This is a genomic window from Nostoc sp. 'Peltigera membranacea cyanobiont' 210A (genome assembly GCF_002246015.1).
Lineage (GTDB): Bacteria > Cyanobacteriota > Cyanobacteriia > Cyanobacteriales > Nostocaceae > Nostoc.
On sequence record NZ_NOLJ01000003.1, the window covers coordinates 792,611 to 816,935 of the forward strand.

Annotated in this window: 20 protein-coding genes and 1 pseudogene; 10 read left to right on the plus strand and 11 right to left on the minus strand. The window is 41.9% G+C overall.

Annotated elements, in window-relative coordinates; genetic code table 11:
- Positions 1-211: 211 nt before the first annotated feature.
- Both CDG76_RS12590 and CDG76_RS12595 read left to right on the plus strand, forming a co-directional pair.
- Positions 212-625 carry a pyridoxamine 5'-phosphate oxidase family protein gene (locus CDG76_RS12590; RefSeq protein ID WP_223265222.1) on the plus strand — a complete coding sequence of 138 codons (414 nt, stop codon included), beginning with the start codon at positions 212-214 and terminating at the stop codon, positions 623-625.
- Between the two features lie 322 nt (positions 626-947).
- Entirely contained in the window at positions 948-3,077 is a 2,130-nt protein-coding gene (locus tag CDG76_RS12595) for a heavy metal translocating P-type ATPase (protein ID WP_094349331.1), read from the plus strand.
- A gap of 140 nt (positions 3,078-3,217) precedes the next feature.
- On the opposite strand, the gene rppB is transcribed toward CDG76_RS12595, so the two are convergent.
- The 5 genes from rppB to CDG76_RS12620 form a co-directional block, all read right to left on the minus strand.
- A complete protein-coding gene (rppB, locus tag CDG76_RS12600; protein ID WP_094349332.1) occupies positions 3,218-4,618 on the minus strand; it encodes a two-component system sensor histidine kinase RppB in 1,401 nt (466 codons plus the stop codon).
- Positions 4,605-5,309 carry a two-component system response regulator RppA gene (gene rppA / locus CDG76_RS12605; RefSeq protein ID WP_094349415.1) on the minus strand — a complete coding sequence of 235 codons (705 nt, stop codon included), beginning with the start codon at positions 5,307-5,309 and terminating at the stop codon, positions 4,605-4,607. The genes rppB and rppA overlap by 14 nt, the downstream gene beginning before the upstream one ends.
- A gap of 601 nt (positions 5,310-5,910) precedes the next feature.
- Complete coding sequence (locus tag CDG76_RS12610; RefSeq protein WP_094349333.1) at positions 5,911-6,396, minus strand: DUF2808 domain-containing protein; 486 nt, start codon at positions 6,394-6,396, stop codon at positions 5,911-5,913.
- Positions 6,397-6,682: 286 nt separating this feature from the next.
- Positions 6,683-7,162, minus strand: a complete 480-nt coding sequence (locus CDG76_RS12615; protein ID WP_094349334.1) for a DUF2808 domain-containing protein — start codon at positions 7,160-7,162, stop codon at positions 6,683-6,685.
- A 341-nt stretch (positions 7,163-7,503) separates the two neighbouring features.
- A complete protein-coding gene (locus CDG76_RS12620; RefSeq protein WP_190240828.1) occupies positions 7,504-7,779 on the minus strand; it encodes a hypothetical protein in 276 nt (91 codons plus the stop codon).
- A gap of 636 nt (positions 7,780-8,415) precedes the next feature.
- Here CDG76_RS12620 and CDG76_RS12625 point away from each other — a divergent pair.
- From CDG76_RS12625 to CDG76_RS12635, 3 genes are all read left to right on the plus strand, one after another.
- The gene (locus CDG76_RS12625; RefSeq protein ID WP_094349335.1) at positions 8,416-8,610 is read left to right on the plus strand and encodes a heavy-metal-associated domain-containing protein; all 195 of its coding nucleotides are present in this window, start codon (positions 8,416-8,418) and stop codon (positions 8,608-8,610) included.
- 158 nt (positions 8,611-8,768) lie between these two features.
- Positions 8,769-11,030 (plus strand): heavy metal translocating P-type ATPase, encoded by a 2,262-nt coding sequence (locus CDG76_RS12630; protein ID WP_094349336.1) that lies wholly within the window; start codon positions 8,769-8,771, stop codon positions 11,028-11,030.
- A 22-nt stretch (positions 11,031-11,052) separates the two neighbouring features.
- Positions 11,053-11,574 (plus strand): cupredoxin domain-containing protein, encoded by a 522-nt coding sequence (locus CDG76_RS12635; protein WP_094349337.1) that lies wholly within the window; start codon positions 11,053-11,055, stop codon positions 11,572-11,574.
- Between the two features lie 167 nt (positions 11,575-11,741).
- Here CDG76_RS12635 and CDG76_RS12640 read toward each other — a convergent pair whose 3' ends face one another.
- Both CDG76_RS12640 and CDG76_RS12645 read right to left on the minus strand, forming a co-directional pair.
- Positions 11,742-12,362 (minus strand): class I SAM-dependent methyltransferase, encoded by a 621-nt coding sequence (locus CDG76_RS12640; protein WP_094349338.1) that lies wholly within the window; start codon positions 12,360-12,362, stop codon positions 11,742-11,744.
- Positions 12,363-12,473: 111 nt separating this feature from the next.
- Positions 12,474-12,707: pseudogene (locus CDG76_RS12645) on the minus strand (MerR family DNA-binding protein); the annotation flags it as partial.
- On the opposite strand from CDG76_RS12645, the gene CDG76_RS12650 reads away from it, so the two are divergent.
- The 3 genes from CDG76_RS12650 to CDG76_RS12660 all read left to right on the plus strand — a co-directional run bounded on the left by CDG76_RS12650 (position 12,699) and on the right by CDG76_RS12660 (position 14,787).
- On the plus strand, positions 12,699-13,079 hold the full coding sequence (locus CDG76_RS12650; RefSeq protein WP_223265228.1) for an efflux RND transporter permease subunit: 381 nt from the start codon (positions 12,699-12,701) through the stop codon (positions 13,077-13,079). The pseudogene CDG76_RS12645 and the gene CDG76_RS12650 overlap by 9 nt on opposite strands.
- A 105-nt stretch (positions 13,080-13,184) precedes the next feature.
- Positions 13,185-13,478 carry a hypothetical protein gene (locus CDG76_RS12655; RefSeq protein ID WP_094349339.1) on the plus strand — a complete coding sequence of 98 codons (294 nt, stop codon included), beginning with the start codon at positions 13,185-13,187 and terminating at the stop codon, positions 13,476-13,478.
- A gap of 268 nt (positions 13,479-13,746) precedes the next feature.
- Complete coding sequence (locus CDG76_RS12660) at positions 13,747-14,787, plus strand: F510_1955 family glycosylhydrolase (RefSeq protein ID WP_094349340.1); 1,041 nt, start codon at positions 13,747-13,749, stop codon at positions 14,785-14,787.
- A gap of 219 nt (positions 14,788-15,006) precedes the next feature.
- On the opposite strand, the gene CDG76_RS12665 is transcribed toward CDG76_RS12660, so the two are convergent.
- On the minus strand, positions 15,007-15,495 hold the full coding sequence (locus CDG76_RS12665; RefSeq protein ID WP_094349341.1) for a hypothetical protein: 489 nt from the start codon (positions 15,493-15,495) through the stop codon (positions 15,007-15,009).
- A gap of 110 nt (positions 15,496-15,605) precedes the next feature.
- Positions 15,606-18,716 carry an efflux RND transporter permease subunit gene (locus CDG76_RS12670; RefSeq protein WP_094349342.1) on the minus strand — a complete coding sequence of 1,037 codons (3,111 nt, stop codon included), beginning with the start codon at positions 18,714-18,716 and terminating at the stop codon, positions 15,606-15,608.
- A gap of 115 nt (positions 18,717-18,831) precedes the next feature.
- On the opposite strand from CDG76_RS12670, the gene CDG76_RS39065 reads away from it, so the two are divergent.
- Positions 18,832-18,960 (plus strand): hypothetical protein, encoded by a 129-nt coding sequence (locus tag CDG76_RS39065; RefSeq protein WP_262984324.1) that lies wholly within the window; start codon positions 18,832-18,834, stop codon positions 18,958-18,960.
- Between the two features lie 95 nt (positions 18,961-19,055).
- Here the strand turns inward: CDG76_RS39065 and CDG76_RS12675 are convergent, their stop codons facing one another.
- A complete protein-coding gene (locus CDG76_RS12675) occupies positions 19,056-22,202 on the minus strand; it encodes an efflux RND transporter permease subunit (RefSeq protein WP_094349343.1) in 3,147 nt (1,048 codons plus the stop codon).
- A 2-nt stretch (positions 22,203-22,204) separates the two neighbouring features.
- Positions 22,205-23,878: an efflux RND transporter periplasmic adaptor subunit gene (locus CDG76_RS12680; protein ID WP_094349344.1), complete on the minus strand. Its 1,674-nt coding sequence runs from the start codon at positions 23,876-23,878 to the stop codon at positions 22,205-22,207.
- Positions 23,879-24,059: 181 nt separating this feature from the next.
- Between CDG76_RS12680 and CDG76_RS39070 the strand changes: the two genes are divergently transcribed.
- On the plus strand, positions 24,060-24,194 hold the full coding sequence (locus tag CDG76_RS39070; RefSeq protein WP_262984325.1) for a hypothetical protein: 135 nt from the start codon (positions 24,060-24,062) through the stop codon (positions 24,192-24,194).
- The last annotated feature ends 131 nt before the right edge of the window (positions 24,195-24,325 follow it).

Consider the following 24,325-nt stretch of genomic DNA (forward strand, 5'->3'; position numbering starts at 1 on the left):
TTTCTTATGTCCTCATAAGTTCCTCAGATTGTTTTTTTACAGTCAAAGTGGGTATGTAAAGACTGTTGCATACAAACGCCCCCGATCGCGCGCATTCTGGCATTGGGGAAGGTTTTGTGTATCAAACAGTTTAAGTGGCGAACGATGATTTTGAAATCAGCGATGGAGAACAGTAATGTTAGATATCGATGAAATGAGCACAAAAGAGATTATGGATCTCTTGCATAAAGTAGGACATGGTCATCTTGGCTGTGTAGGTGAAGGGCATCCGTATGTTGTGCCTATGCACTATTATCTCAAAGACTCAGAAATATATATCTTCACAACGGTCGGAATGAAGACTCAGTACATGGATGTAAATCCATCAGTCTGTTTGCAAGTTGAAGAAGTCCACGATCTGGAGCATTGGCGCAGCGTGACTGTGACAGGTCGAGCCGAACACATCACTCTTCAACAAGACATTGATCGCGTGATGCAATTTGTCAAAACGCAAAACCCAACGCTTTCGCCCGCGATTAATCGCACCTGGATTGATGCCTGGGGTCGTGCAGAGGTTATGGCGCTCTACCGTATCCATCCCAGTGAAATGAGTGGACGCATCACTGATGGCATCAGCAGTCACTGAAAATCGAAGATTTTGGACAAGATTATGGTGAAGGCCGATTTGAGTTCTACGTTAGCGTAAAGCCTGCGGCATGGCTTCGCTTAGCGCGCAGCGTTCCGTAGGAAAGCTCACCGTACCCCTACAGGGATCTTGCTACGCGTAGCGTTCCGCAGGAAAGGTATCGCTTGCCATTTGTATCTTATGGCGTGAGCATACCAATATGCCCGACTTGCCAAGCGTCTTGGGGCATAGAAGCTTAGTAACTCTCGAAAATTTCGCCTTAGTTTCATCATCATAAAAATCTGATAGTCAAGACATCGCAGCAAACCAGGAGGATTCATTTGTGAACCACGATCACCATAATCATCTGCAAACTCAGCCCAAGCCGGGAAACGCTGGGCACGATGAACACGGAAAGCAAGTTAAAAAGAATCCGCCTGACCCTGACCCACACGGCAACCAAGGGGGACGCAATCAATACGCGGGGCATGATCAACACGCGGGGCACGATAAACACGCTGGACACAGCCCAGAGATTTTCAAACGACGCTTCTTTATTTGCCTCCTGCTAACACTGCCCATTCTCTATTTTGCGCCAATATTTCAGACTTGGTTAAATTATCAAGCCATCCAATTTCCGGGTGCGAAGTGGGTTATTCCCATTTTCTCAACTATTATTTATTTCTATGGTGGCTGGGTTTTTCTGAAGGGAGCCTACTACGAACTCCGCAGTAAAATTGGCATGATGACTCTGGTTGCTCTAGCCATCACCGTGGCGTTTATCTACAGTGTGGCAGTGACTTTCGGATTGAAGGGAGATTCTTTCTACTGGGAACTGGCAACCTTAGTCGATATCATGCTGCTCGGCCACTGGATGGAAATGGCTTCTGTACTGGGAGCCAGCAATGCTCTACAAGAACTTGCCAAGTTAGTACCTTCTGTCGCTCACAAACAGGCGAATGGGCAGATAGAAGATGTCCAAGTAAGCGCATTAATTGAGGGCGATCTAATTCTGATTCGTCCTGGCGAACAAGTCCCGATCGATGGTGAGATCGTCGAGGGTACTTCCAACGTCAATGAAGCCTTTCTCACGGGAGAGTCGCGCCCGGTGGTCAAAAAAGCTAATGATGAAGCGATCGCCGGAGCGGTCAATGGAGAAGGTGCGCTGACAGTCAAGGTCACTCGCACCGGAGATCAAACAACCCTGAGCCAGATTATGCGTATGGTTAAGGAAGCGCAGACATCTAAAAGTAAATTTCAATCACTAGCCGATCGACTTGCCTATTGGCTAACTTTTATCGCGATCGGGATCGCTACGCTAACATTCGTCGTTTGGCTATCTGTTAAACCAGATGATCTAGCCTTTGCCGTTAGTCGTGCGGTTACTGTATTAGTGATTGCTTGTCCTCATGCGTTAGGGTTAGCAGTCCCCTTAGTGCTGGTCAATGCTACTGCAATGTCTGCTAAAAATGGCATCCTGGTGAGAAACCGAGAAGCGTTTGAACGAGCCAAAGGCATTAAAACAATCGCATTCGATAAGACGGGGACATTGACGACAGGACATTTTGGCGTGCAACGAATTTATACGGATAGTATAGATGAGTTAAAAGCTTTGGGCATTTCTGCTTCCCTAGAATCTTTATCAGAACACCCCCTCGGACAATCGATCGTGGAAGAAGCCAGCCATCGCAAACTCCAGCTTTCAAAAGCCACTGACTTCAAAGCAGTTCCCGGTCAGGGCGTTGAAGGCGTAGTAGACGGTCAGCGCTATCGGGTTGGCAGACCAGAATGGGTTCAGGAGTTGAAATTGCAGTTTCCGCCAACGTTGCAAAAGGGACTACAAGAACGTGAATTTCGTGGTGAAAGTGCAATAGTCCTGATGGACGACAAGCAAGTTCTCGCCCTATTCGGGTTAGCAGACCAGGTGCGGGAATCTGCACGAGAAGCGGTTGTAAAATTACAGAAAATGGACGTGCAGGTGGTAATGATTACAGGCGATGCCGAAGCGGTTGCCAAGGCCGTTTCTGGGGATTTGCAGATTGATCGCTACTACGCTCGTGTCCTACCACAGGATAAAGCTGCGCTAATTCATCGGCTCAAAGCTGAGAAGCCGACCGCCTTTGTGGGCGATGGCATTAATGATGCACCTGCTTTAACCGAGTCAGATTTAGGACTGGCGATCGGAGCCGGAACCAATGTTGCGATCGAATCTGCCGATCTAATCTTAGTTAAAAGCGATCCGCTTGATGCAACTTACGCGCTTAAACTTGCGAAAGCTACCTACAGCAAAATGGCTCAGAACTTGTTATGGGCAGCTGGGTACAACGTTGTTGCCATTCCCTTAGCGGCAGGAGTTGGCTACCCATTCGGCATTCTATTAACACCAGCAATAGCTGCCATACTGATGAGCGTTTCGACAGTTGTTGTTTCATTTAATGCAATGTCGTTACGTGGCATTCGTTTGCATGATTGAGTACATCAGAACAAATCTCAATCAAGACGGAGTAATATAAGTTACCTCCTAGATGCCGAAGACATTTCACTGCTTCAAAACTACTCACACCCATAATCAGGGTAGAGTTGAACTACAAAGTTTTTTGTAAGCATCTGTCTTTAACGATACAACATTTTAAATGGGTAAATAGAGCGAACGGTTTTAAGTGGGGGTATATTAAAAGGTAGCTTAATAGTGAAAGTGCTACCTTCATCTAAGTTACTTTGCACATCTATGCTGCCGTGGTGTGACTGAATAATTGCTTGCGCGATCGCTAATCCTAATCCAGAACCGCCAGTACTACGAGAGCGATCGCTACTCACTCGATAAAAGCGATCAAAAATTCGAGTCAGTTCGTGTTTCGGGATACCAATGCCTGTATCTTGAACTTTAATTACAGCATTATAGTCATTACAATCTAAGAAAACTGTTACCTCCCCTCCTCTGGGTGTGTATTGAATTGCATTGACAATTAAATTAGAAAACAAGCGATAAAGCTGGTCAGCATTACCTATAATATTCAGAGGTTGATGCACTTGTATTGAAGATGTCAGCTTTACCTCTGCGGCATTTGCGATCGCTTCAAACTCCTCAACTAAATCGCTAACAATATCATTTAGACAACAATTTTCACGTTGTAATTTTTGGGACTGTTTATCTAAACGTGCTAACATTAATAAATCAACAACTAAAGTAGTTAGCCGTTGATTTTGACGTTGTATAGTTTGTAAAATATCTCTTGTCTCTTCTTCATCTATTTGGGACATTAAAAGTGCTGATTCCACCGTTGCACCTGTTGCAGCTAAAGGCGTTCGTAATTCATGTGCCGCATCTGCTGTAAACTGTTGAATTTGCCGATAGGATTGATAGATTGGGTGCATAGCTAATCCTGATAGCCACCAACTAGCACCAGCAATCATAACCATTGCAATTAACAACCCTAATACCGAAACTAATTTTACACTATCCAAGTAATGATTAAACTCTTGTAGACTTCGCCCTACTTGCATATATCCCCAGTCTTGATAATTTTGGGTATGCAGTGCTAGAGTAATTTGATGGTAATCTTTGCCTTTGCTGTCCTTGAGAAATTGCCAAGTTTTTTGATTAAAAACATCAGGTAATCCCTTTGGATAGTAACCAGCATTAGCAATCAATTTTCCAGAAATATCAAAAAAACGTATATAGTAACTGGTTTTAGTAACGATACCAAGAAGATGACGTTTAGAATGTGGCTGTTGTTGAATACAATTACTAGCTCCAGTTCCACAGTTATCTAGATTTGGAAATAATTGATGTGCAAAAGGTTCTAAACGTCCAGGTGATTGTAGTTTTAGTTCGATACTGTCATGCAGTGTCCCGCCTACAGACTCGATTTCACTGTCTAAAGCCACCACATGGGCATGGAACACTGCTCGATAAAAACCGAACACACATAGGCTTAAAATTAAACCCATAACGATGGCATAATACAAAGCCAAACGAATACGGGTGAGCCGAAACAGCTTATTCTGATTCATTGTTGAGATTAAGACGATATCCCATACCGTGCAAAGTTTCAATTGAGTTAGTACAGCCGCTATTAGTTAGTTTGCGACGTAACAAACGTATTTGCGCCGCCACTACATTGCTACTAGATTCCGCATTAACTTCCCAAATCTGGTTACGAATTTGTTCGGTAGTAACAATTTGCTTGGGATGCTTCATAAAATACTCTAACAGTTGGAACTCTTTATTAGTTAAAGGAATCCTTTGCTGTTCACCCGTGGTATTTTGTCTTACAACTGTACTGTCGCCATAATCTAGAGTCAAGTTACCAACAGTCAATTGTTGGGGTTGAAAATGCGGAGAGCGACGCTGCAAAGCCCGTAATCGTGCCAGTAGTTCTACCATACCGAATGGCTTTACCAAGTAGTCGTCAGCACCTGCGTCTAATCCGGCTACTTTATCTTCCATTCTATCTCTAGCAGTTAGCATCAGGATAGGAAGAGGATTTACTTTGTAACGCAGTCTTTTGCACAATTCTAAACCAGTAATTCCGGGAAGCATCCAATCAAAAATTGCTACTGTATATTGTGCCGAGCTATTTTCTAAGTAAGCCCATGCTTCATTACCATCCATTACCCAATCAACTAAGTATTTTTGTTGATTTAAGGTGCGCTTGATAGCAGCCCCTAAATCCGGCTCATCTTCGACTAGCAGCACCCTCATATCATAAAGATTCATTGTAAACTTGTGATGTAAGCATAGTTTGCAACAGGAATACCCCTATAAATAGGTTGACAGAAGTTTATGAAATTAGGATGAAATTCTTAAAAATTAGGATTAAGCTATACAAGACCTAACAGTAGTCTAGTATCTTAGCGATACATAATTAAATAGAAAAGACTCAGTAGACCAACTTGCTAAAATAGGGTGTGAACTTAGTTTGAGGAGTTATAGAAACTAAGTTTTGCAAGATATCTATTGAGTCAATTATAATTTTTACACGTAAATATGAAATCAAGATGAAATTTTAATTAATTCAACAAAATTTATGAAATTTGTTGCCATTAATTAGTTGATTTACAAGTAAACTTAGTCTTTTGACTCTAACTTTAGTTAGATGTTATGCAAGACATATCATAGTGGCTGCTTATTCACCGAGCAAAGAACTGATTCATTAATCTTGCAACATTAGTTGCCACAGCAATAAAATTTTTCATTTTGATTTTCCTGAAAAATTAGTTCAATTTACTTTCTATTATTAGTTTGACATTCACAGATGAAATCTCAATGAAATCCCATAGTTTTTTAGTAAAAAAAGGTTGTATTAGTAAGTACGAAACCAAGCAACACCTATGGGAATTTCTGCATCGATGCCAACCTCTGTAGCTGAGAAGCTGTAGACAGAACCATTACCAAGATTGCGTCTTTTTATTCTTTTAAGGTCAATCTCCAACTTAGTGTTAGGAGCGACTGGTTCGGCGAAAGCTAGTAGTATTGTTTTACCGTTGACAGATACATTAGTGTTAATTTTCTGCCCCTTTTCATCCACGACATCGATATCCTGAATGTTATTACTTATAGTTACATTGTCTGGAACTTTGACAAGTATTTGGGTAACAGCTTTGCTATTTTGGGGAACGTGTAAACGGAAAGTATGTCTAAAAATTCCCCAGCGTGTGGGAGGAAATTGTGAATTTCCATCAATATGGGGAACCCTACCATCATCTGTTCCAGCATTTGCATAGCTAGGAGCAATAATAACTGTGCTATTCAGAGTCAATACAATCGCGTAAATCAATGACCTCTTCATATTTATCTCCAAAATAATTAAACCCGTTAGTTAAAGTGCAGGTTCATGCATTGTGAGTGAATCTGCTCTTAATAGATAGATTAAAACTTGGCAAAGCTATATTTAACTACCCCCCTTTGTACAGCCGTTACTCAGGAGAAGTAGGTAGTTAGCTTGCCCTTATCAAGTTCAAATCGTCGGTGATGTTTTTGCAAAAGAGGTATGCTACCTCTATCTACTAGCATGACAAGTCATCATGAAATCAAGATGAAATTTTAACAGTTATACATTAAAATCTACAAATAAATTAAAATGGAGAAAATTGAGCTATACCTACAGGAATCTCTACGTCATTACCAACGACTTTAGCCGAAAGATGGTAGATGGAATTAGAACCAAGAATTGGTTGTTGTACTTTGTTGAGATTTATTTGCAACTTAGTAGTGCTAGAAGTAACTGGTTCAGGAAAATCTATAACAATTCTTTTACTCTTTAGAGAGATATTGATTTTGATTTTTTGACCTTTATCATCCAACACGTCAATATCATTACTTACAGCAACTGTGGATGGAGCATCAATAATTAGCTGGGAAAGAGCCTTACCATTTTTAGGAACGTGTAACTGGAATGTCTGTTTAACAAGTTGCCAGCCAGCAGGAGTAGACTGCAAACCATTGTCAATATTAGCAACCTTATTATTATCCGTTTTCGCATTTGCATAGCCAGCATAAATCAGAGCTGCGGTAGCTACACTACATACGGCAGCAGAAACCAGTGTTCTCTTCATCTTGACTGTTAAATTAACAAACTATGTCAACTAGATTGAAGATTTATTCTTAACGAATGAACCTTTACAAAACCAGCTTGACAGGTCACTATGAAATTAAGATGAAATAACAGCTCAAAAAAAGAAATTTAAGATTGCAAAGCAGAAAGTAAAAAAATCCCGTTTTCATTAAGAGAACGGGGTCGAGGCTTTGTATGCAAAGATTTTTTTGTCTATCTGCTCATCAGTGTGGGTTCAATTACTCTAAGCACCCATAATCCTGATTAGACATCTCCAGAAATTAGGTTTTCACCTAGACAGGATAATGGTTTGAGATTCTTTTTCGGAGATATCTATTAGGTTTAAAAGCGTACTGATAAGCCAATAAAAGGCTGGAAATCATCAGCCGCCTCCGTAGGCCTCATACCAAATGCAGTTTTGCCCCCGTCATTGCCCCAAAAGTTGACCTTCACACGAGCCGTAATGTCACCAAAGCCAGAACGTTCTTCTGTACCGCCTCCTTTTGGTTTAGTACGCTGAACTGTATAAACTTCCGGGATGACTTGCAAATCGACGTTATTAGTTAAACCAACTTTGAAGTTAGGAATGAAATAATTAAAAGTTTGGACTCGTATCATTAGGTAGATGCCCTTACACCGACAATAGCCTAACGTGAATTATTAGAAGTATAACTACAGCTTTATAAATGATTCATTTATTTAGTTAAGGAGAAAATTATGACTACAACTACGAATCTATCCTTGAAACTAGCATTTAAGCTTGTTTAGAATGCCTGCGTGACTGCGATCGCTACTACCCAAGCCTCATTAATAGGGAAATACAGGTGTAATTCCGTAGATGCTTTGGGCACATCTCATGCGATATTTTTGAAACCATTAAAAAGAATTTGGCAAAATCCCTTGACTCTCCAGCCAGCTAGAGAGTCTAAGATGAATTCATGAAGTAAACATTTCAGACAATCTAAAGCTGTAACAGTTCGTGTACTTCCAGTTATGCCATCTGAAACAGCAATCAAACAAGCGATGTCTATGACGGGCTATGACGCTCGTTAGCGAGTGCGTCTCCAACAGGAGAAGACTCGCTAACGCAACTCTTGGAGACGCTACGCGTAGCTTGCTTCCCCGTAGGGGGACGCTATCGGCATCGCTAACTCTGGTTATCCTGCTAGCTAAAGCCGTAAACCATTTGAGTCTTCAACTCCTGATTTTCTTAACTCCATCTTTTTACTATCCAAGTTCAAGGTTTTTAACATTATGACACTCCAAATAAAAGTTCCTAATATGGCTTGCTCTGCTTGTGGAGACACCATTACTAAAGCAGTCTTGACTGTTGATCCTACTGCTACGGTTCAAGCAGATCCAAAAACGAAAATCGTCTTAGTAGATACAAATGCTGACGAAACAGTTATTAAGGAAGCAATTACTACTGCTGGCTATTCTGTCAGTTAAAAGCCATCAACAAAGGAAAGCAGAGCAAGGCAACGCCTAGTAAAGTTGCCTGAAAAGCACACAGGCAAAGCTAAGTATAACGGCACTCGGCTATTAATCACACCAAAACACCGTTTTTAGAACTCAGTTAAAGCAAGGGCTGAGGAGCATATTTAACTATGGATACTCTGAGTCTTAAACTTCGAGGCATGAGTTGTGCCTCCTGTGCTAACAACATCGAAGAGGCAATCCGCTCTGTTCCAGGGGTGAGCGACTGTAACGTTAACTTTGGCGTGGAACAGGCTACTATTCAATACGATCGCAAACGCACTAATCTAGAAACAATCCAAGCCGCCATAGATGCTGCTGGATACTCATCTTACCCACTCCAAGAACAAGAAATGATTACGGGAGAAGATGATGCCGAAAAAAACGCCCGTGAAGCAGAATTACGCATACTTACCCGTAAAATTGTTGTAGGAGCAATCCTCAGCACTTTGCTTCTACTAGGGTCAATTTCTGCCATGACAGGGCTAAACCTGCCTGGGATTCGCGCATTATGGTTAGATAATCCGTGGGTACAATTAGTACTGGCAACCCCTGTCTTATTCTGGTGCGGTGCAGACTTTTTTAAAAATGCCTGGAAAGCCTTTAAACGTCATACAGCAACAATGGATACCTTGGTTGCGATGGGTACTGGTGCAGCGTATTTTTATTCACTCTTTGCTACTGTTTTTCCCGGATTTTTTACCTCTGCTGGATTAATGCCTGATGTTTACTATGAAGCAGCAGCAGTAATTACCACCTTAATTCTGCTAGGCAGGCTATTTGAGAATCGGGCGAAAGGACAAACTTCTGAAGCTATCCGCAAACTCATCGGTTTGCAAGCTAGAAATGCCAAAGTAATCCGAGATGGTCAAGAAATTGATGTTCCTATCCAGGAAGTTCAGATTGGTGATGTAATTTTAGTGCGTCCTGGCGAAAAAATTCCTGTTGATGGAGAAGTAGTAGAGGGTGCTTCCAACGTTGATGAAGCGATGGTGACTGGTGAGAGTTTGCCAGTCAAAAAGCAACCGGGGGATGAAGTGATTGGAGCCACAATTAACAAAACAGGTAGCTTTAAATTCCGAGCAACCCGCGTTGGTAAAGACACTTTTTTGTCTCAAATCGTCAAAATGGTGCAACAAGCTCAAGGCTCTAAAGCACCAATTCAACGTTTAGCAGATCAAGTAACGGGATGGTTTGTACCGGTAGTCATAGCCATTGCGATCGCAGCCTTCGTCATTTGGTTTAATGTTATGGGCAACTTGACATTAGCCCTAATCACCACAGTCGGAGTGCTAATTATCGCCTGTCCCTGTGCCTTGGGTTTAGCTACTCCAACTTCAGTAATGGTAGGAACCGGCAAGGGAGCAGAAAATGGTATTTTAATTAAAGGTGCTGAAAGTTTAGAACTCGCTCATAAAATCCAGACCATTGTGCTAGATAAAACTGGAACTTTAACACAGGGAAAACCCACTGTTACTGACTTTATGACTGTTAATGGTACAGCTAATAGTAACGAGTTAAAACTTTTGCAATTGTCAGCGTCTCTAGAACGAAATTCAGAACATCCATTGGCTGAAGCGGTGGTTAGGTATGCCCAATCTCAGCAAGTGGAACTGACAGAGGCTAAGAAATTTGCAGCTAACGCGGGGAGTGGTGTTCAAGGCATTGTTTCAGACCATTTAGTACAAATTGGTACTCAACGTTGGATGGAAGAATTAAATATCGACACCCACAATCTCCAAGAGCGTAAAACCTCTCTGGAAGCTGCTGGTAAAACAGCTATTTTAATTGCTGTGGATGGAACAATTCAAGGCTTGATGGGAATTGCTGATGCACTTAAACCTTCTTCAGTAGCAGTTGTGAGAACGCTACAAAAGTTAGGTTTAGAGGTAGTTATGTTAACAGGGGATAATCGCAAAACAGCAGAAGCGATCGCTAGCGAAGTTGGTATCACACGAGTATTTGCAGAAGTTCGACCAGACCAGAAAGCGGCTCAAATACAGGCATTGCAAGCAGAGGGGAAAATCGTCGCAATGGTGGGTGATGGCATCAATGATGCGCCAGCACTGGCTCAAGCCAACGTGGGGATTGCAATTGGTACAGGGACAGATGTAGCGATCGCAGCCAGTGATATCACTCTGATTTCTGGAGATTTGCAAGGTATTGTCACCGCAATTCAATTGAGCCGCGCCACTATGCAGAATATCCGCCAAAATCTCTTCTTTGCCTTTATTTACAACGTGGCTGGGATTCCCATTGCTGCTGGAGTTTTGTTTCCGATCTTTGGTTGGCTACTCAACCCCATTATTGCAGGTGGGGCAATGGCTTTTAGTTCCGTTTCTGTTGTTACGAATGCCTTACGCTTGCGTAACTTTCACCCCAAAAATATCTAATAATTATGGAGGAATTTAGCAAATGTTCAATAAAAGTGAGATTTTTGGGAGCATTGCCGGGTTAGGACTTCTGTTTGGTACAGCATCAAGCGTAGCAACAGCACAAATACCAACCGAAATGCCCGTACATTCATCAGAGCAGACCAGTCAATTTCGCCGTATTGAGCAACCACTAGCATTAAAAGTCGGCGTTACTTTGGGCGGTTTAGGATTAATTGGATTGGAACTGTGGTGGTTTCTATTCAGTAAAAATAAAGCCACAAAAGCTAATTCCAGCCAAGGAATACAAGAGCTAACAATTAATGTAGATGGAGGCTATGAACCTTCTCGTGTGATTGTAAAATCTGGTCAACCTGTACGGCTAAATTTCTTTCGCCGCGACCCCAGTAGCTGTTTGGAGAAAGTGTTACTACCTGATTTTCATATTGCTCAAGATTTAGCTCTCAATCATGTCACTCCCATTGAATTTACACCTTCCAAACCAGGTCAATATCAATTTACCTGTGGGATGAATATGTTTCGTGGTGTGGTGGAAGTTCAATAGAGAGGTAACAATAACCTTTTAATAATTATGTCTCGAAACATACAAAATGAAGGTGAATTTCTTATTAGGTGGGGACTAAAGATTAAAAACAAAGGCAATGCTATTTGTGCAAATTAAAAAGGCAACAGCTTACAAGCGATCGTTCTCAAACCAGAAAAACTTTTGATTCAGCAACTAGCTGTTGCTACCATCAATCCCCATATCAACCCGAAACGAACTTTATTAGCGCGACAAATGTTAAAACCTGCGGATGTAAGTAGCTGATGAAATTCAGCTTGGGAATAACACTGCTTGTATGCTGGATCAAAAACTTTCAGAATGATGTCGCATATTTGACACAATAAATAATCTCTGCACCAATCCAAAATCACTAATTTACCATCAGGCTTCAGAACCCTTTTCATTTCTGCTAATGCAGCGTCAGGCTCATCAAAATAGTGAAACGAACTAGCAGATATGACCACATCGAAACTGTTACTTGCAAAAGGTAATACTGAGGCTGGTGCGTTGTAAAACGAGACATTAGGGTAGTTACAACATTTTTGTTTAGCCATGAGTAGCATCTTGTCTGAAATGTCTACCCCAACCATCTGTTGCATCGGCTGTTCAATTAAAATTAGCCGCTCAAACTCCCCTGTCCCACAAGCGATATCCAGTACAACATCTGACGGAGATATCTGTACCCAGCTTTTGAGAAATGACAACGTATTAGCAATGTAATTGCTCCAGCGTTGGTCATATATTGCTGCCAACCGATCGTACTGTTTGCGAACTTTAGTTTCGGTCATACGGAAACTCTAGATTCTTTCATAAGCAAAAATACATACTTAAGTATAACGACTTCATAGTAGCCTGTGCGATCATCAAGGTTTCAGCATTGCTTTAATATTTTTGATTACTTACTGAATGATAGGACATATCGTATCCTTTCGTTTACCTGTAAACTTATCCCAACCTGAGAGTAAACCTGTTAGTTCATCTCTTAAAGTTAATAGCTCTTCAATCTGGTGATCAATTTCATTTACCTTATCTTCTAGCTTTTGTTTAACTTCACCACAAGGGAGTTTTCCTTGATCATATATATTAAGAATATCTCCGATCTCTTCAAGACTAAGACCAAGATTTTGCGCCCGTTAGTTTCTATTTTAGGGATTATCATTCTGTCAGGAATTGATGTGGCTGGAGCAATATTGCTGATTGATTTAATTTTGACAAAACGTCGGCAGAAAATTCCTAGAGATGTCGCTATTCGAGAAGTAGCCCCCATCAGACTCAAGCCGATTTTGATGACAGTAATTATTACTTTAGTAATGATTATTCGACTTGCATTTTTCCCTGATACTGGAATGGATGCATACTCGCCAATCGCTACAGTCATTCTGGGAGGATTAAGCATTTCCACTCTACTCACTCTCATTGTTATTCCGGTTATGCATTCCGTAGTAGATGATGGAACTCAGTTATTTTCCCGTATTTTCAAGAAGCAGTACATAAGGAAACATTAAGGAAAATTTTGAATTTATTACTTGACTCTCTACCCAACTGAAGGGTTTAGAATAACTTTAGTTTCAAGAAAATCTACTAGCTTGGCAACGTAATGGAAAGGAAAAATGAACATTAATACAGGCGTTAAGACACTATTAAGTGGAGCCGTAGCTAGTTTTGTATTACTTACGTTAACCACTACTGCTTCCTTTGCAAACACCCCCAAGGGAACTGTGACCCCGAATCAATCCGCCAGGGCTATAAACGAAGCAAAACTAATTCAAGTGCTGACCAGTCAAAGAACAGCGCCAACGAATCAAACGCCGCAGCAGCCAAACCAAACAGGATGTAAGTGTTGCCAAGCAATGATGAATAATAAGCCAGGAATGATGAACAACCAAGACAGTCCATCAAAATAGAGCTTGATAAATCCCTCGGTGAGAAACACATTTGAATTTGAAATGTTAGAAAAAATTAGGAATGTTTAGATAAGTTTCGCCGAGAAAGACTAGTGAACTCATGGCTAAGAAAGCCATCTTATGCTTGAACTAAGGAACTTAAGGTAAACCAGAATAACTATCGAACTCGTTCCTTTTATCCAAAAGCTCAAATCGTGCTTGCTTTTGCATTTCATCATAAGTCAACAGCTTTACTACAGCAGAAAACTTACTCAGGAGAAACACAATTATGAGTCAGCCTGACTCAAAAGACCACAACATGATGAAATGGATGGGAATTGCTATGGTGGCTTGCTGCGCCGTGCCCATAGCATTTTCCCTCTTTTTAGGCGGAGGCTTGGGGGTGTGGTTCGGTCGTTCTATCCAGCCACCTACTAGCAATCAGTCAAGCAACCAGCCACTATCCGCCAAGCAGTCAAACAACCAGCCTCAACCAAGGGCTGTAAATGTATCCTTAGAGAAAGCAGTCAATTGGCAATCAAATAATCACGTTCATGGTTTGACTGTGAATCGAGATAATCCCAACATTATTTATGTTGCAAGTCATAATGGACTCTTGCAACGTTCTGAAACTGGGGAATGGTTTTGGATGGGAAAAGAACGAGCTGATTATATGGGCTTTACTGCCGATCCAACTGACAGTAAACGCTTTTATTCCAGCGGACATCCGCATACAGGAGGTAATTTAGGATTCCAGATCAGTGAGAATCAAGGGCAAGATTGGAAACAGATTTCCATGCCTGGGGTAGATTTTCATGCAATAGCGATCGCACCGAGTAACCCCAATGTTTTTTATGGATGGCCCGCTTCTGGGGCGCAAGGGCTGCATACTTCTACTGATGGTGGTAAAACTTGGATTAAACCCCGCATCAAGGGATTAGGCGATGCTCCTTTTGACCTTGCAGTTGACCCGCGAAACCCTGAGCATTTGTTTGCAACTACCCGTTCAGGAATGTATGAAAGCACTAACAGCGGCAATGACTGGACGTTAGTAGCTAGTACACAGGAAGCTCCTGTTATCAGTTTGGCTCTGCAAAAAGAGGGTAACACTACTGTAATGTATGGCTATCGCTTTCTCAAGTCAGCACCGGGTGTTTATCGCAGCAGTGATGGTGGTAAAACGTGGGAGAAACTTTGGACCCAAACTAATGGTGTAGTTGTAAAACTAGCGATCGCCCCTAGCAATCCCCAAATATTTTATACGGTAAATCATAACAATGCTGTCTTTCAATCCCAAGATAGCGGCAAGACATGGAAAGAACTGAAATAATTTTGAAGACTATCTACATAGCTATAATAACTTGAAATACTAATCGGTCAAATCTGCAATCAAGGCATTTTGAACGTTAGGATTATTTGCAATTCAAATTGCAGTTCAGTCATGAGGCACTCGCCTATGAGTACAAAAGCCCAGCTTTCAGCCATTTTTAATAAGTTGATTTTAAGGGTGGGCAAGCAAAGCTTACCCTTAAATTTAGCCTAACTTAAATTACTGATTAAAACTAAAGCGACCGTTGACCTTTTCTGTACCAACATTCGCAGTAACTTTCACTTGATATTGACCCGCCGTAATTCCCTCCAGCTTGGTAGCGTAGTGTTTACCATCAGCATCATATGTTAGGGGAACTGTTTTTTGCTTTCCATCTGGTGACTGAATATCAGCCGTAACTTTCGCATTTGGAACTGCTTCGTGTTTATCACCTGTTTGCAAATATAAATCTAAGTGAGTCGTACTACCTTCTTTCTCAGGCACTAACTCTAAGTGATATTTTCCTGCTTCAACGACTTGAGCGTTTTTACCATGTGAGTCGCCATGAGCAGATGTTTCAGTTTTGGCGGCTGGTTCGGTTTTGCTAGTATTTTCTGTAGAAGGACTAGAAGGATTACTACTGGACTCAGAAGCTTGATTACCACAAGCTCCCAAAAAAAGTAATCCTACACTGGCGAAAACAACAAAGCCTAATTTGAATGATTGCATTGATTTACTCCTCATTGATTATTAGAAAAATTTTGCTCAATCCCATACGTAGCGTATGAATATCTCTACATTCCCAGGTGGACATCTGGGAAGAATTAATAAATTAAGTGTCATACAACTGAACCTTGAGTAACATCGATTTCTTGTACTTGTGTAGTCTTTTTGGGAACCAAAAATTTACCAAATAGCGAATATAAAGCCGGCAAAACTAAGAGTGTTAAAGCTGTGGAAGTAACCAAGCCACCTAACACTACCACAGCCAAAGGTTGCAAAATTTCCTTACCTGCACCAGAACCAATTACTAGGGGAACCATACCTAGTGCTGACGAAAGTGCTGTCAGGAGAATCGCAACTAATCGTTCCATCGAACCATCAACAATCACTTGTTTGAGCGGTATTCCCTCTGCTAGGCGATTGTTATAGTTATCTACTAACAGCAATCCGTTGCGAGTAGCTACACCAAATAAAGTAATGAAACCAACCATTGAAGCGACGGAGATGATCCCACCACCGATAGCAACAGAAATTACACCGCCAATTAACGCTAGTGGCAAGTTAATCATAATCATTGCTGTGGCAGGAATTGACTTGACGGCAAAGTAAATCAGCACAGAAATTGCTGCGATCGCAACCGCACCTGCAATCATTAATGTCTGCGTTGCTTGTTCCTGTGCCTGAAACTGACCGCCAAATTGCACATAGTATCCTCCAGGTAGTTGAATTTGTTTGACGCGATCGCGTACATCTTTAATTACAGAACCCAAATCCTTTCCAGAAACGTTGGCAGAAACCACAATCAGCCGGGAAACATTTTCACGATTGATGGTACTTGGCCCCGTGCCATAATCAACTTTAGCAACCTGAGATAAAGGAATTTTCTGTCCATTGGGTGTATCTACCAACAAGTTACCAATCACGTCCAAATTGTTACGTGAGCTATCTTGCAACCACACAACGAGATTAAACGTTTGTTGCTTCTCCAACACTTGAGAAACTGCTTTTCCATTTAGCCCAGTCTCTATGGTTTCTGCCAGTTCCCCCACAGTTAACCCATAACGAGCGGCTGCATCACGGTCAAATTGAATTTGGATTTGTTTAACTGGGACTTGGGGTTCTAGTTGCAAATCTACAATACCGGGAATACCACTCATGGCGGATTGTACCTGTTTACCAATAATGCGGAGTTGTTCAAGTTCGGGGCCATAAATTTTGACAGCGATCGCACTTCTTACACCGGAGAGGATATCATCGATTCGGTGTGAGATAAATCCACCAATGTTGGTTGCCACACCAGGAAGTTTTTCAAACTCTTTGCGGAGTACTTCAACAGTCTTCTCCCGATTTTTCGCTCCTTCTTCGCTAATCTGCACATCCAACTCGCCAAAGTTGACCCCTGCCACTTCTGGATCTCCTTGAGCAAACCCAGCTCGTAAGGCAATAAAATCAAAACGGCGATCGTTTTTAAGGGCATCCATCACCGCTAAAGCTGCTTGATCAGTTGCATTTAGGGATTCACCAGGTAAGAGAACCATTGAATTGACCAAAGAGCGGTCTTGGAACTCTGGCAGGAAGACTTTTCCCAACCCAGGTAGAATTACTATAGATGTAACAAAGCCCGCAAGCGCCACCCCTAAAATCACCTTGGGGTAACGAATCGAGAACTTCAACGCTGGACGATAAAATTGATGTGTTTTGCGCTCTAGCCAAGTTTCCGCACTCGGTAAACGACGATTTGCTAATAATAAAGCACATAGCGCTGGAGTTAGTGTTAATGCAACTAAGGTAGAAGCGAGAATTGATAGCAAATACGCCATTCCCATCGGCGTAAAAATGCGACCTTCCACCCCAGACAGGACGAAAATCGGTGCAAATACTACTGCGATAATGACAGTGGAGAATAAAACACTAACACGTACCTCTACTGAACCATCAAACACTACTTGTAAAGGATTTTTCGGGTTCCCTGCTATTTGGTTTTCTCGCAATCGGCGGTAGACGTTTTCCATATCAACGATCGCATCATCTACCACTGAACCAATAGCAACTACTAGTCCACCCAAGGTCATTGTATTAATGCCTTGTCCAGTCCAACTCAGAATAATCATGCCTAACAGTAACGACAGAGGCAAGGCACTAAGGCTAATAATTACCGTGCGCCAGTTCATCAAAAAGATAATTAGGATGACTGAAACGATAATGATGCCATCCCGCAGAGCTTCCTCAACGTTTTTAACTGAAGCTTCAATAAATAAATCTTGATCAAAGGTTTTAGTAAACTTAACATCCTGCGGTAGCCCTGGTTTAATCTCCTCCATTGCTGCTTCCACAGCTTTGACTACAGTGGGTGTATCTGCGGCTGGCTGCTTAGAGACAGTTAAAATTACTGCTCGTTTTCCTTGGAATAGTCCATCTCCTCGTCTTAGTCCCGGGCCAATTTTTACCTCTGCTACTTGTTCAAGTAATACGGGTGTTCCTTTAGCAGCTTTGATAACCGAACGCTTGAGTTGATTAATTGACTCTATTCGCCCAATTCCCCGAATTAGTGTTTCTTGGTCAGGAGTAATCAAAAATCCTCCCGGCACATTAACGTTAGCATTCTGCGCTGCTTGAGTGACTTCTGGCAGGGAGACGTTATAGGCTTTGAGCTTGTCTGGATCTATCAAGACTTGATATTGCCGCTCATCGCCTCCATAAAGAAATACGTTGCTCACACCTGGTACAGCCAGCAAGCGATTTTTTACGTCCCAGTTGACAATGCGCCATACCTCCATCATGTCGGTGCTTTGGGAGGAAAAAGCGTATTTGACAGCCCATCCCAAGGGCGAGTTAATAGGCAAGATTTCCGGTTGCTCTACCCCTTGTGGTAGTTTTACCCCTTGTAATCGCTCTGTTACTAGTTGGCGATCGCGATATATATCAGTATCCCAGCTAAAGACAGTTTTTATAGCAGAAATCCCAATAGCAGATGAAGACCGCAGAGATTCTAGTCCTGGTGTGCCATTAATCGCACTTTCAATTGGCCGAGTCACCAAAGACTCGATTTCTTCTGGTGCTAAACCAGAAGCTTCAACTTGAATTTCTACTTGGGGCGGAGCAAAGGCAGGAAATACGTCGAGCGGCATTTGTGTGATGACACGCAATCCCCACAGACTAATTAATATCGAGGCAATAACGATTAGCCACCTTTGCGCGATCGACCATTTGACAATGGAATTGAGCATTTTTGAGACAACTCAAGGGTTTTTTGCTTGATGATACAGTGAATCCATTCGGGATAATCTGTAGTTTTGACACTTAGGCACTGTATCTAATGTCTCAAATGAAGATGAAATCAGGATGAAATCAAAGTTGAATAATGGTAAGCGAAAAATTCGGCAGATGTTACCGCGAGTAAATGTATTACCCTTGGTAGAAAATACTTTTACTCCCTATGAGCAAACCTTAGTGATAGTTATGGCTCAGTGATAGCTGAAAATACAGTCGAAAAATTTGGAATTTAATGCATGAATTCTTTGCTCAATTCCAAAGGATTCTAGAAGATAAATTTCCTGTGATATTTATCATTGCTCAAAAACTGCTTTTGGTACTTTGCCATCCTCTACAACTGACATAGTACGCTTAGGCAGCAATAACTTACCAAACTTGGCATACAAAGCAGGCAAAACTACTAACGTTAACGCCGTAGAGGTAAACAACCCACCCAACACAACTATCGACAATGGTTGTAAAATTTCTTTTCCAGGGCCACTCTCAACTACTAGAGGTGCTAATCCTAAAGCAGAGGTAAAAGCTGTCATCAAAATGGCATTCAGACGTTCCATTGACCCTTTAATCAGAACTTCTTTAAGTGGTATACCTTCCCTACGGGACGCTTCGCGAAGACTAAATTTGGTGTTGTAATTATCCACAAGTAACAAACCATTGCGGGTAGCAACTCCAAATAGGGTAATAAAGCCAACCAAAGAGGCGATAGAAATTATTCCTCCAGACAAAGCTACTGAAAATACTCCTCCCACTAATGCCAAAGGTAAATTAATCATAATCATGGCAGTAGAAGGGATAGATTTGACAGAAAGGTACATGATGACTGTAATTGCGACAAAAGCGATCGCACTCGAAATTAAGATATTCTGAGTTGCTCTTTCTTCTGCCTCAAATTGTCCCGCATACTGGATATAGTAACCAGAGGGTGGATGTACCTGTTGCTTAACTTTAGCTTGAATTTCATTGACGATAGAGCGCAAATCCCTACCATTAGCGTTAGCAGAAACAACAATCAGACGGGAGACATTTTCTCTATTTATAGTATTAGGCCCAGTACCATTTTCAATTGTGGCAACCTGTGCTAAAGGAATTTTTTGACCGTTAGGAGTATCAACTAACAAATTGCGAATCGTATCCAAGTTTTGCCTTGCATCTGACTTTAGCCATACAACTAAATCGAAAGTCTGTTGTTTCTCTAAAACTTGAGAGACTACTCTTCCATTCAGAGCAGTTTCAATAATTTCGGAAAGTTTGCCTACTGTCAAACCATACCGTGAAGCAGCAGGTCGATTGAACTTAATTTGTATTTGTTCAATGGGTATTTGGGGTTCTAGTTGCAAATCTACAATCCCATTAACGGTTTTCATGACATCATCAACTTGCTGTCCAATTGTGCGGAGTTGTTCTAAGTCTGGGCCAAAAATTTTGACAGCGATCGCACTTCTCACCCCAGACAATACCTCATCCATGCGGTGCGAGATAAAACCGCCAATATTTGGCGCTACCCCCGGTAACTTAGCAAATTCCTCCCGTAACTTCTCAATCGTCCCCTTCCTGTCTTTCATCCCTGCGTCGCTTAACTCGATATCCAAGTGTCCCAAATTCACCCCTGCTGCATCCCCATCACCCGGCGCACGCCCAGAACGCAATTGCACGTATGGAAATCTAGAGTCTCCCTTGAGTGCGTGTTGAAGTGTTTCACCAGCTGCATTGGTAGCTTCTAGAGAAACCCCCGGATAAAGAGTGAGAGTATTAACCAAAGTCTGCTCTTGAAACTCTGGTAAAAATATTCTGCCAAAGGAAGGGACAATTACAGCCGCAGCCACTAAACTTGCAGCAGCAGCGCCTATAACAATTCCAGAATGTCGTAGAGAAAATGTTAATAGAGGAAGATACAGTCTTTTAAAAAATCTCGCCACCCAAGGTTCTGTTTCTGGCAAGCGACCATAAGGTAGTAAGATTGCACATAAAGCCGGAGTTACCGTCAATGCAGTGATACTAGAGGCTATAACTGCTGCCATATAACCTAATCCCATTGGGATAAAAATGCTGCCTTCTACACCAGCTAAAGCAAACACTGGAGAGAAGACAACTATAGTAATGACAGTAGCTCCAAATACTGAATCCCGTACCTCTTGACAACCGTCAAATACAACATCTAAAACCGGGCGCGGGTTGGGGGAATATTTATTTTCTCGCAGGTTACGGTAGACATTTTCCGCATCAACAATCGCATCATCAACAGCTGAACCGATTGCTACTGCTAGCCCTCCCAAAGTCATGGTATTTAAACCTTGTCCCAACCAATTTAGTAGTAGTACTCCTAGTAATAAAGATAAAGGTAGGGCAGTTAAACAAATAGCTAGGTTACGCCAATTCATTAAAAAAGGAATTAGAATTAGAGCAACAATAATGCTACCTTCAATTAAAGCCTCTCGAACATTCTCAATAGAAGAATCAATATAGTTTTCTTGACGAAATGTTGGGGTAACTTTGATATCTTTAGGCAATCCTGCTTGAATCTCTGACATCGCTGCTTCAATAGCACGGGTAACAGTAGGAGTATCGGCTTGAGGCTGTTTATTAATCATCACAACAATTGCCTTTTGACCGTTAAAACTGCCATCACCCCGTTTAATAGCTGCACCAATTTGTACATCAGCAATATCGGAGATTTTAACAGGCGTACCATTACGAGCAGTAATCACTGATTGCTGTAATTCTTCGATAGATTCAATCCGCCCAATCCCCCGAATTAACTTTTCTCGGTCTGGAGTAATTAAATAGCCACCAGGAGCATTCACATTGGCAGCTTTGGCTGCTTGCTCTACGTCTTCTAAAGTGACATTAAAGGCTCTTAGCTTCGCTGGATCAACTAATACTTGATATTGACGGACATCACCACCATACGCAACTACTTGACTAACACCAGGCACAGCTAAAAGGCGGTTTGTCACTTGCCAATCAACAATGCGCCGCACTTCCATTAAAGGAGTGCTTTGAGAGGTAAAGGCATATTGTAATACAGTGCCAATGGGAGAGCTTGTCGGAGAAATTTGCGGAGTTTCTACCCCTGATGGAAGCTTACTTTGAGCTTGTTGTAATCGCTCTGTTACTAACTGGCGAGCTTGATAAATATCAGTATCCCAGTTAAAAATGACTTTAACGACAGAAATTCCTGCTGCTGAAGATGAGCGTACTGCCGTTACTCCAGGAGTACCGTTAATTGCACTTTCAATTGGTAAAGTTACCAAGGATTCTAATTCTTCGGGGGCGAGTCCTGGTGCTTCAGTTTGAATTTCAACTTGGGGTGGTGCAAAGCTAGGAAAAACATCCAAAGGCATTTGGATAATTGTCCGAAATATCCAAATAGTCAAGATAATTGTACCCAGGATGACTAACCAACGGCGAGCGATCGCCCATTTGATGATAGCACTGAGCATTTTTATTGTTGAGTATTTTTACTAATAATTATGACTTTTGGTTCTTCATGAGGCGCACGATGGTTATCATCTGAGTTTGTAGAACCATTAATAGAATCTTCTGGTACATCATAGGCAAGTTCTGCCCCGACTGGAACTAGTTGAAGCTTGCTGCGACGGCCTGCCATGAAACCTACAGCAGCTATTGCAACTCCTCCACCTACTCCTAGCAACCACAACGGTACTGGTAAGCTGGGCGTTTTAACTTCAGTCGCTTGTGCAGGAGCTTCTTTTGTCTCACCTTCTTTTGGCTTAGTATCACCACGCAATGATTGTGCATAAAGTTGTGGTGCGCGTTGAGTGACAATCATATCCCCTTCAAATAAGCCACTCTTAACCTCAACGACATCTCCAGAGGTTTGCCCTAAAGTTACTTCAACTGTTTGGTAAGCATTACCATTTTGTACATAAACAACTTTCTTACCATTTGCGTCAACCACTGCTGAGGTAGGAATAGCTGAAATAGCAGAGGACGTTTGCTCTGTTAAAACTTCTAGCTCTGCGAACATTCCTGGTTTGAGTTGTCCGCGTGAGTTCTCTATCTCTGCTTGTACTGGTACGACTCTTGTTTCTCCTTCTACTGTTGTACCAATCCGGGAAATCCGTCCCGAAAAGGTACGTTCAGGCATACTAGCTACTTTTAGAGTCACCCTTTGACCAGTTTTAACTCTACCTAAATCTTTTTCATAAATGTTAGCTGTGGCGAAAAGCCGACTATCGTTGACAATAGTCATCAATTTGCCACCTGCATCATTAAAAGTTTGACCAATAGTAACTTCTCTATCAGCAACCTTACCAGAGATGGGAGCGGTTACGGTCACTAATCCCTTGGAATTGGGGAGATTTCCCAGTTGAGCAAGTCGAGTTTGATAACTAGTATTACTGCGATTAATATTTGACTTTGCTAGTTGAACTGACGCTTGGGCGCGTTTGAGTTGATTTTCTGCCGCGATAACCTCCCGACGGCTGTTAGCTTTGGTAAGTTCGGCTTTTGCCTGTGCTAGCTGGGTCTGGGATTCTAAGGCATTGCGTCGGGGTAAAGCACCTTCAGTGGCTAACTGTTTGTCTTTGTTGTACTTTTCTTGAGCAAAATCAACTTGACTCTGTGCTTGGGCAATTTCAGAGTTGGCTATTTGTTGATATCTTTGATAATTTTGTTGAGCCAGTCTTAAGTCTGCTTGGGCCTGTTGTAAATCAGCTTGACCTTGTGCTAATTTGTCCTGAGATTCCACGCGTAATGTCACCAACCCTGGACTAGTAACTATAGCAACAGGTTGACCAAGCTTTACTGATGCACCTGGTTCCACCAACAATTCAACAACTTTCGCCCCTTCAATTGGGGTAGTCACTTCTACTTTTTGGTTAGGAAGAGTCTCTATTTGTCCAGTAGTTTTGATGCCAATAGCTAACCGTTGACGTTGGACAGGCTCGACTTTAATCCCTAACCGTTTGGCTGTATCGGCATCAACCTGAATAGAATTATTAGTTGAAGTGGCTTCGCTTCCTCCTTGAAATTCGTCTCCATGTCCGCCATGAGCCAACACAACTGCGGGACTTGCTAATAACAATAGGCTTAGGAATGTGCCAGAAATATAACGAATAGCTGTAGGTGTTTGGGAACGCAGAGAATTAGACATCGCTACTAAAAATCCTTGAGTATGGGAGAGAAGAAATTGCGAATAGTCAAAATTACTTTTAAGTTTTAGAAATACACTCTTTTACTAGTCTTTCATTCAAAAATGAAATTAGGATGAAATCAAGTTTTGACCGCTCTCAGAATCACATCACTCTAAACACAACTGGAATTCAAGAAAGCAAGTGTTCTCTATTTATTTGGCATTAGATACTTGCATCATGCTTCACATAGATACTTTTGCTTACCCTTTAGGTGACGCTCGTACTGACGCTGGACTACTCGCTAACACCAGTTCCCTAGCTTGGGAAACCTTTTAGGGTGACGTTCCTAACGTCGTTACCACTGCGTTCGCTGCCTTCGTCTTCGTACCCCTCCGGGGAAGCAGAAGATAGCCAGTTCTCTACCCTGCGGTTTCTCCGTACTCCTGGAGCTACGCAGAGCGTTCCGT

Bases quoted from the DNA above. Each gene is read 5' to 3' on its own strand.
- CDG76_RS12640 (WP_094349338.1), bottom strand. From the start codon at position 12,362: ATGACCGAAACTAAAGTTCGCAAACAGTACGATCGGTTGGCAGCAATA.
- CDG76_RS12660 (WP_094349340.1), top strand. From the start codon at position 13,747: ATGAGTCAGCCTGACTCAAAAGACCACAACATGATGAAATGGATGGGA.
- CDG76_RS39065 (WP_262984324.1), top strand. From the start codon at position 18,832: ATGAAATCAAAGTTGAATAATGGTAAGCGAAAAATTCGGCAGATGTTA.
- CDG76_RS12655 (WP_094349339.1), top strand. From the start codon at position 13,185: ATGAACATTAATACAGGCGTTAAGACACTATTAAGTGGAGCCGTAGCT.
- CDG76_RS12590 (WP_223265222.1), top strand. From the start codon at position 212: ATGGATCTCTTGCATAAAGTAGGACATGGTCATCTTGGCTGTGTAGGT.
- CDG76_RS12675 (WP_094349343.1), bottom strand. From the start codon at position 22,202: ATGCTCAGTGCTATCATCAAATGGGCGATCGCTCGCCGTTGGTTAGTC.
- CDG76_RS12630 (WP_094349336.1), top strand. From the start codon at position 8,769: ATGGATACTCTGAGTCTTAAACTTCGAGGCATGAGTTGTGCCTCCTGT.
- CDG76_RS12625 (WP_094349335.1), top strand. From the start codon at position 8,416: ATGACACTCCAAATAAAAGTTCCTAATATGGCTTGCTCTGCTTGTGGA.
- CDG76_RS12670 (WP_094349342.1), bottom strand. From the start codon at position 18,716: ATGCTCAATTCCATTGTCAAATGGTCGATCGCGCAAAGGTGGCTAATC.
- CDG76_RS12635 (WP_094349337.1), top strand. From the start codon at position 11,053: ATGTTCAATAAAAGTGAGATTTTTGGGAGCATTGCCGGGTTAGGACTT.
- CDG76_RS12615 (WP_094349334.1), bottom strand. From the start codon at position 7,162: ATGAAGAGAACACTGGTTTCTGCTGCCGTATGTAGTGTAGCTACCGCA.
- CDG76_RS12665 (WP_094349341.1), bottom strand. From the start codon at position 15,495: ATGCAATCATTCAAATTAGGCTTTGTTGTTTTCGCCAGTGTAGGATTA.
- CDG76_RS12610 (WP_094349333.1), bottom strand. From the start codon at position 6,396: ATGAAGAGGTCATTGATTTACGCGATTGTATTGACTCTGAATAGCACA.
- CDG76_RS12680 (WP_094349344.1), bottom strand. From the start codon at position 23,878: ATGTCTAATTCTCTGCGTTCCCAAACACCTACAGCTATTCGTTATATT.
- rppA (WP_094349415.1), bottom strand. From the start codon at position 5,309: ATGAGGGTGCTGCTAGTCGAAGATGAGCCGGATTTAGGGGCTGCTATC.
- rppB (WP_094349332.1), bottom strand. From the start codon at position 4,618: ATGAATCAGAATAAGCTGTTTCGGCTCACCCGTATTCGTTTGGCTTTG.
- CDG76_RS12620 (WP_190240828.1), bottom strand. From the start codon at position 7,779: ATGATACGAGTCCAAACTTTTAATTATTTCATTCCTAACTTCAAAGTT.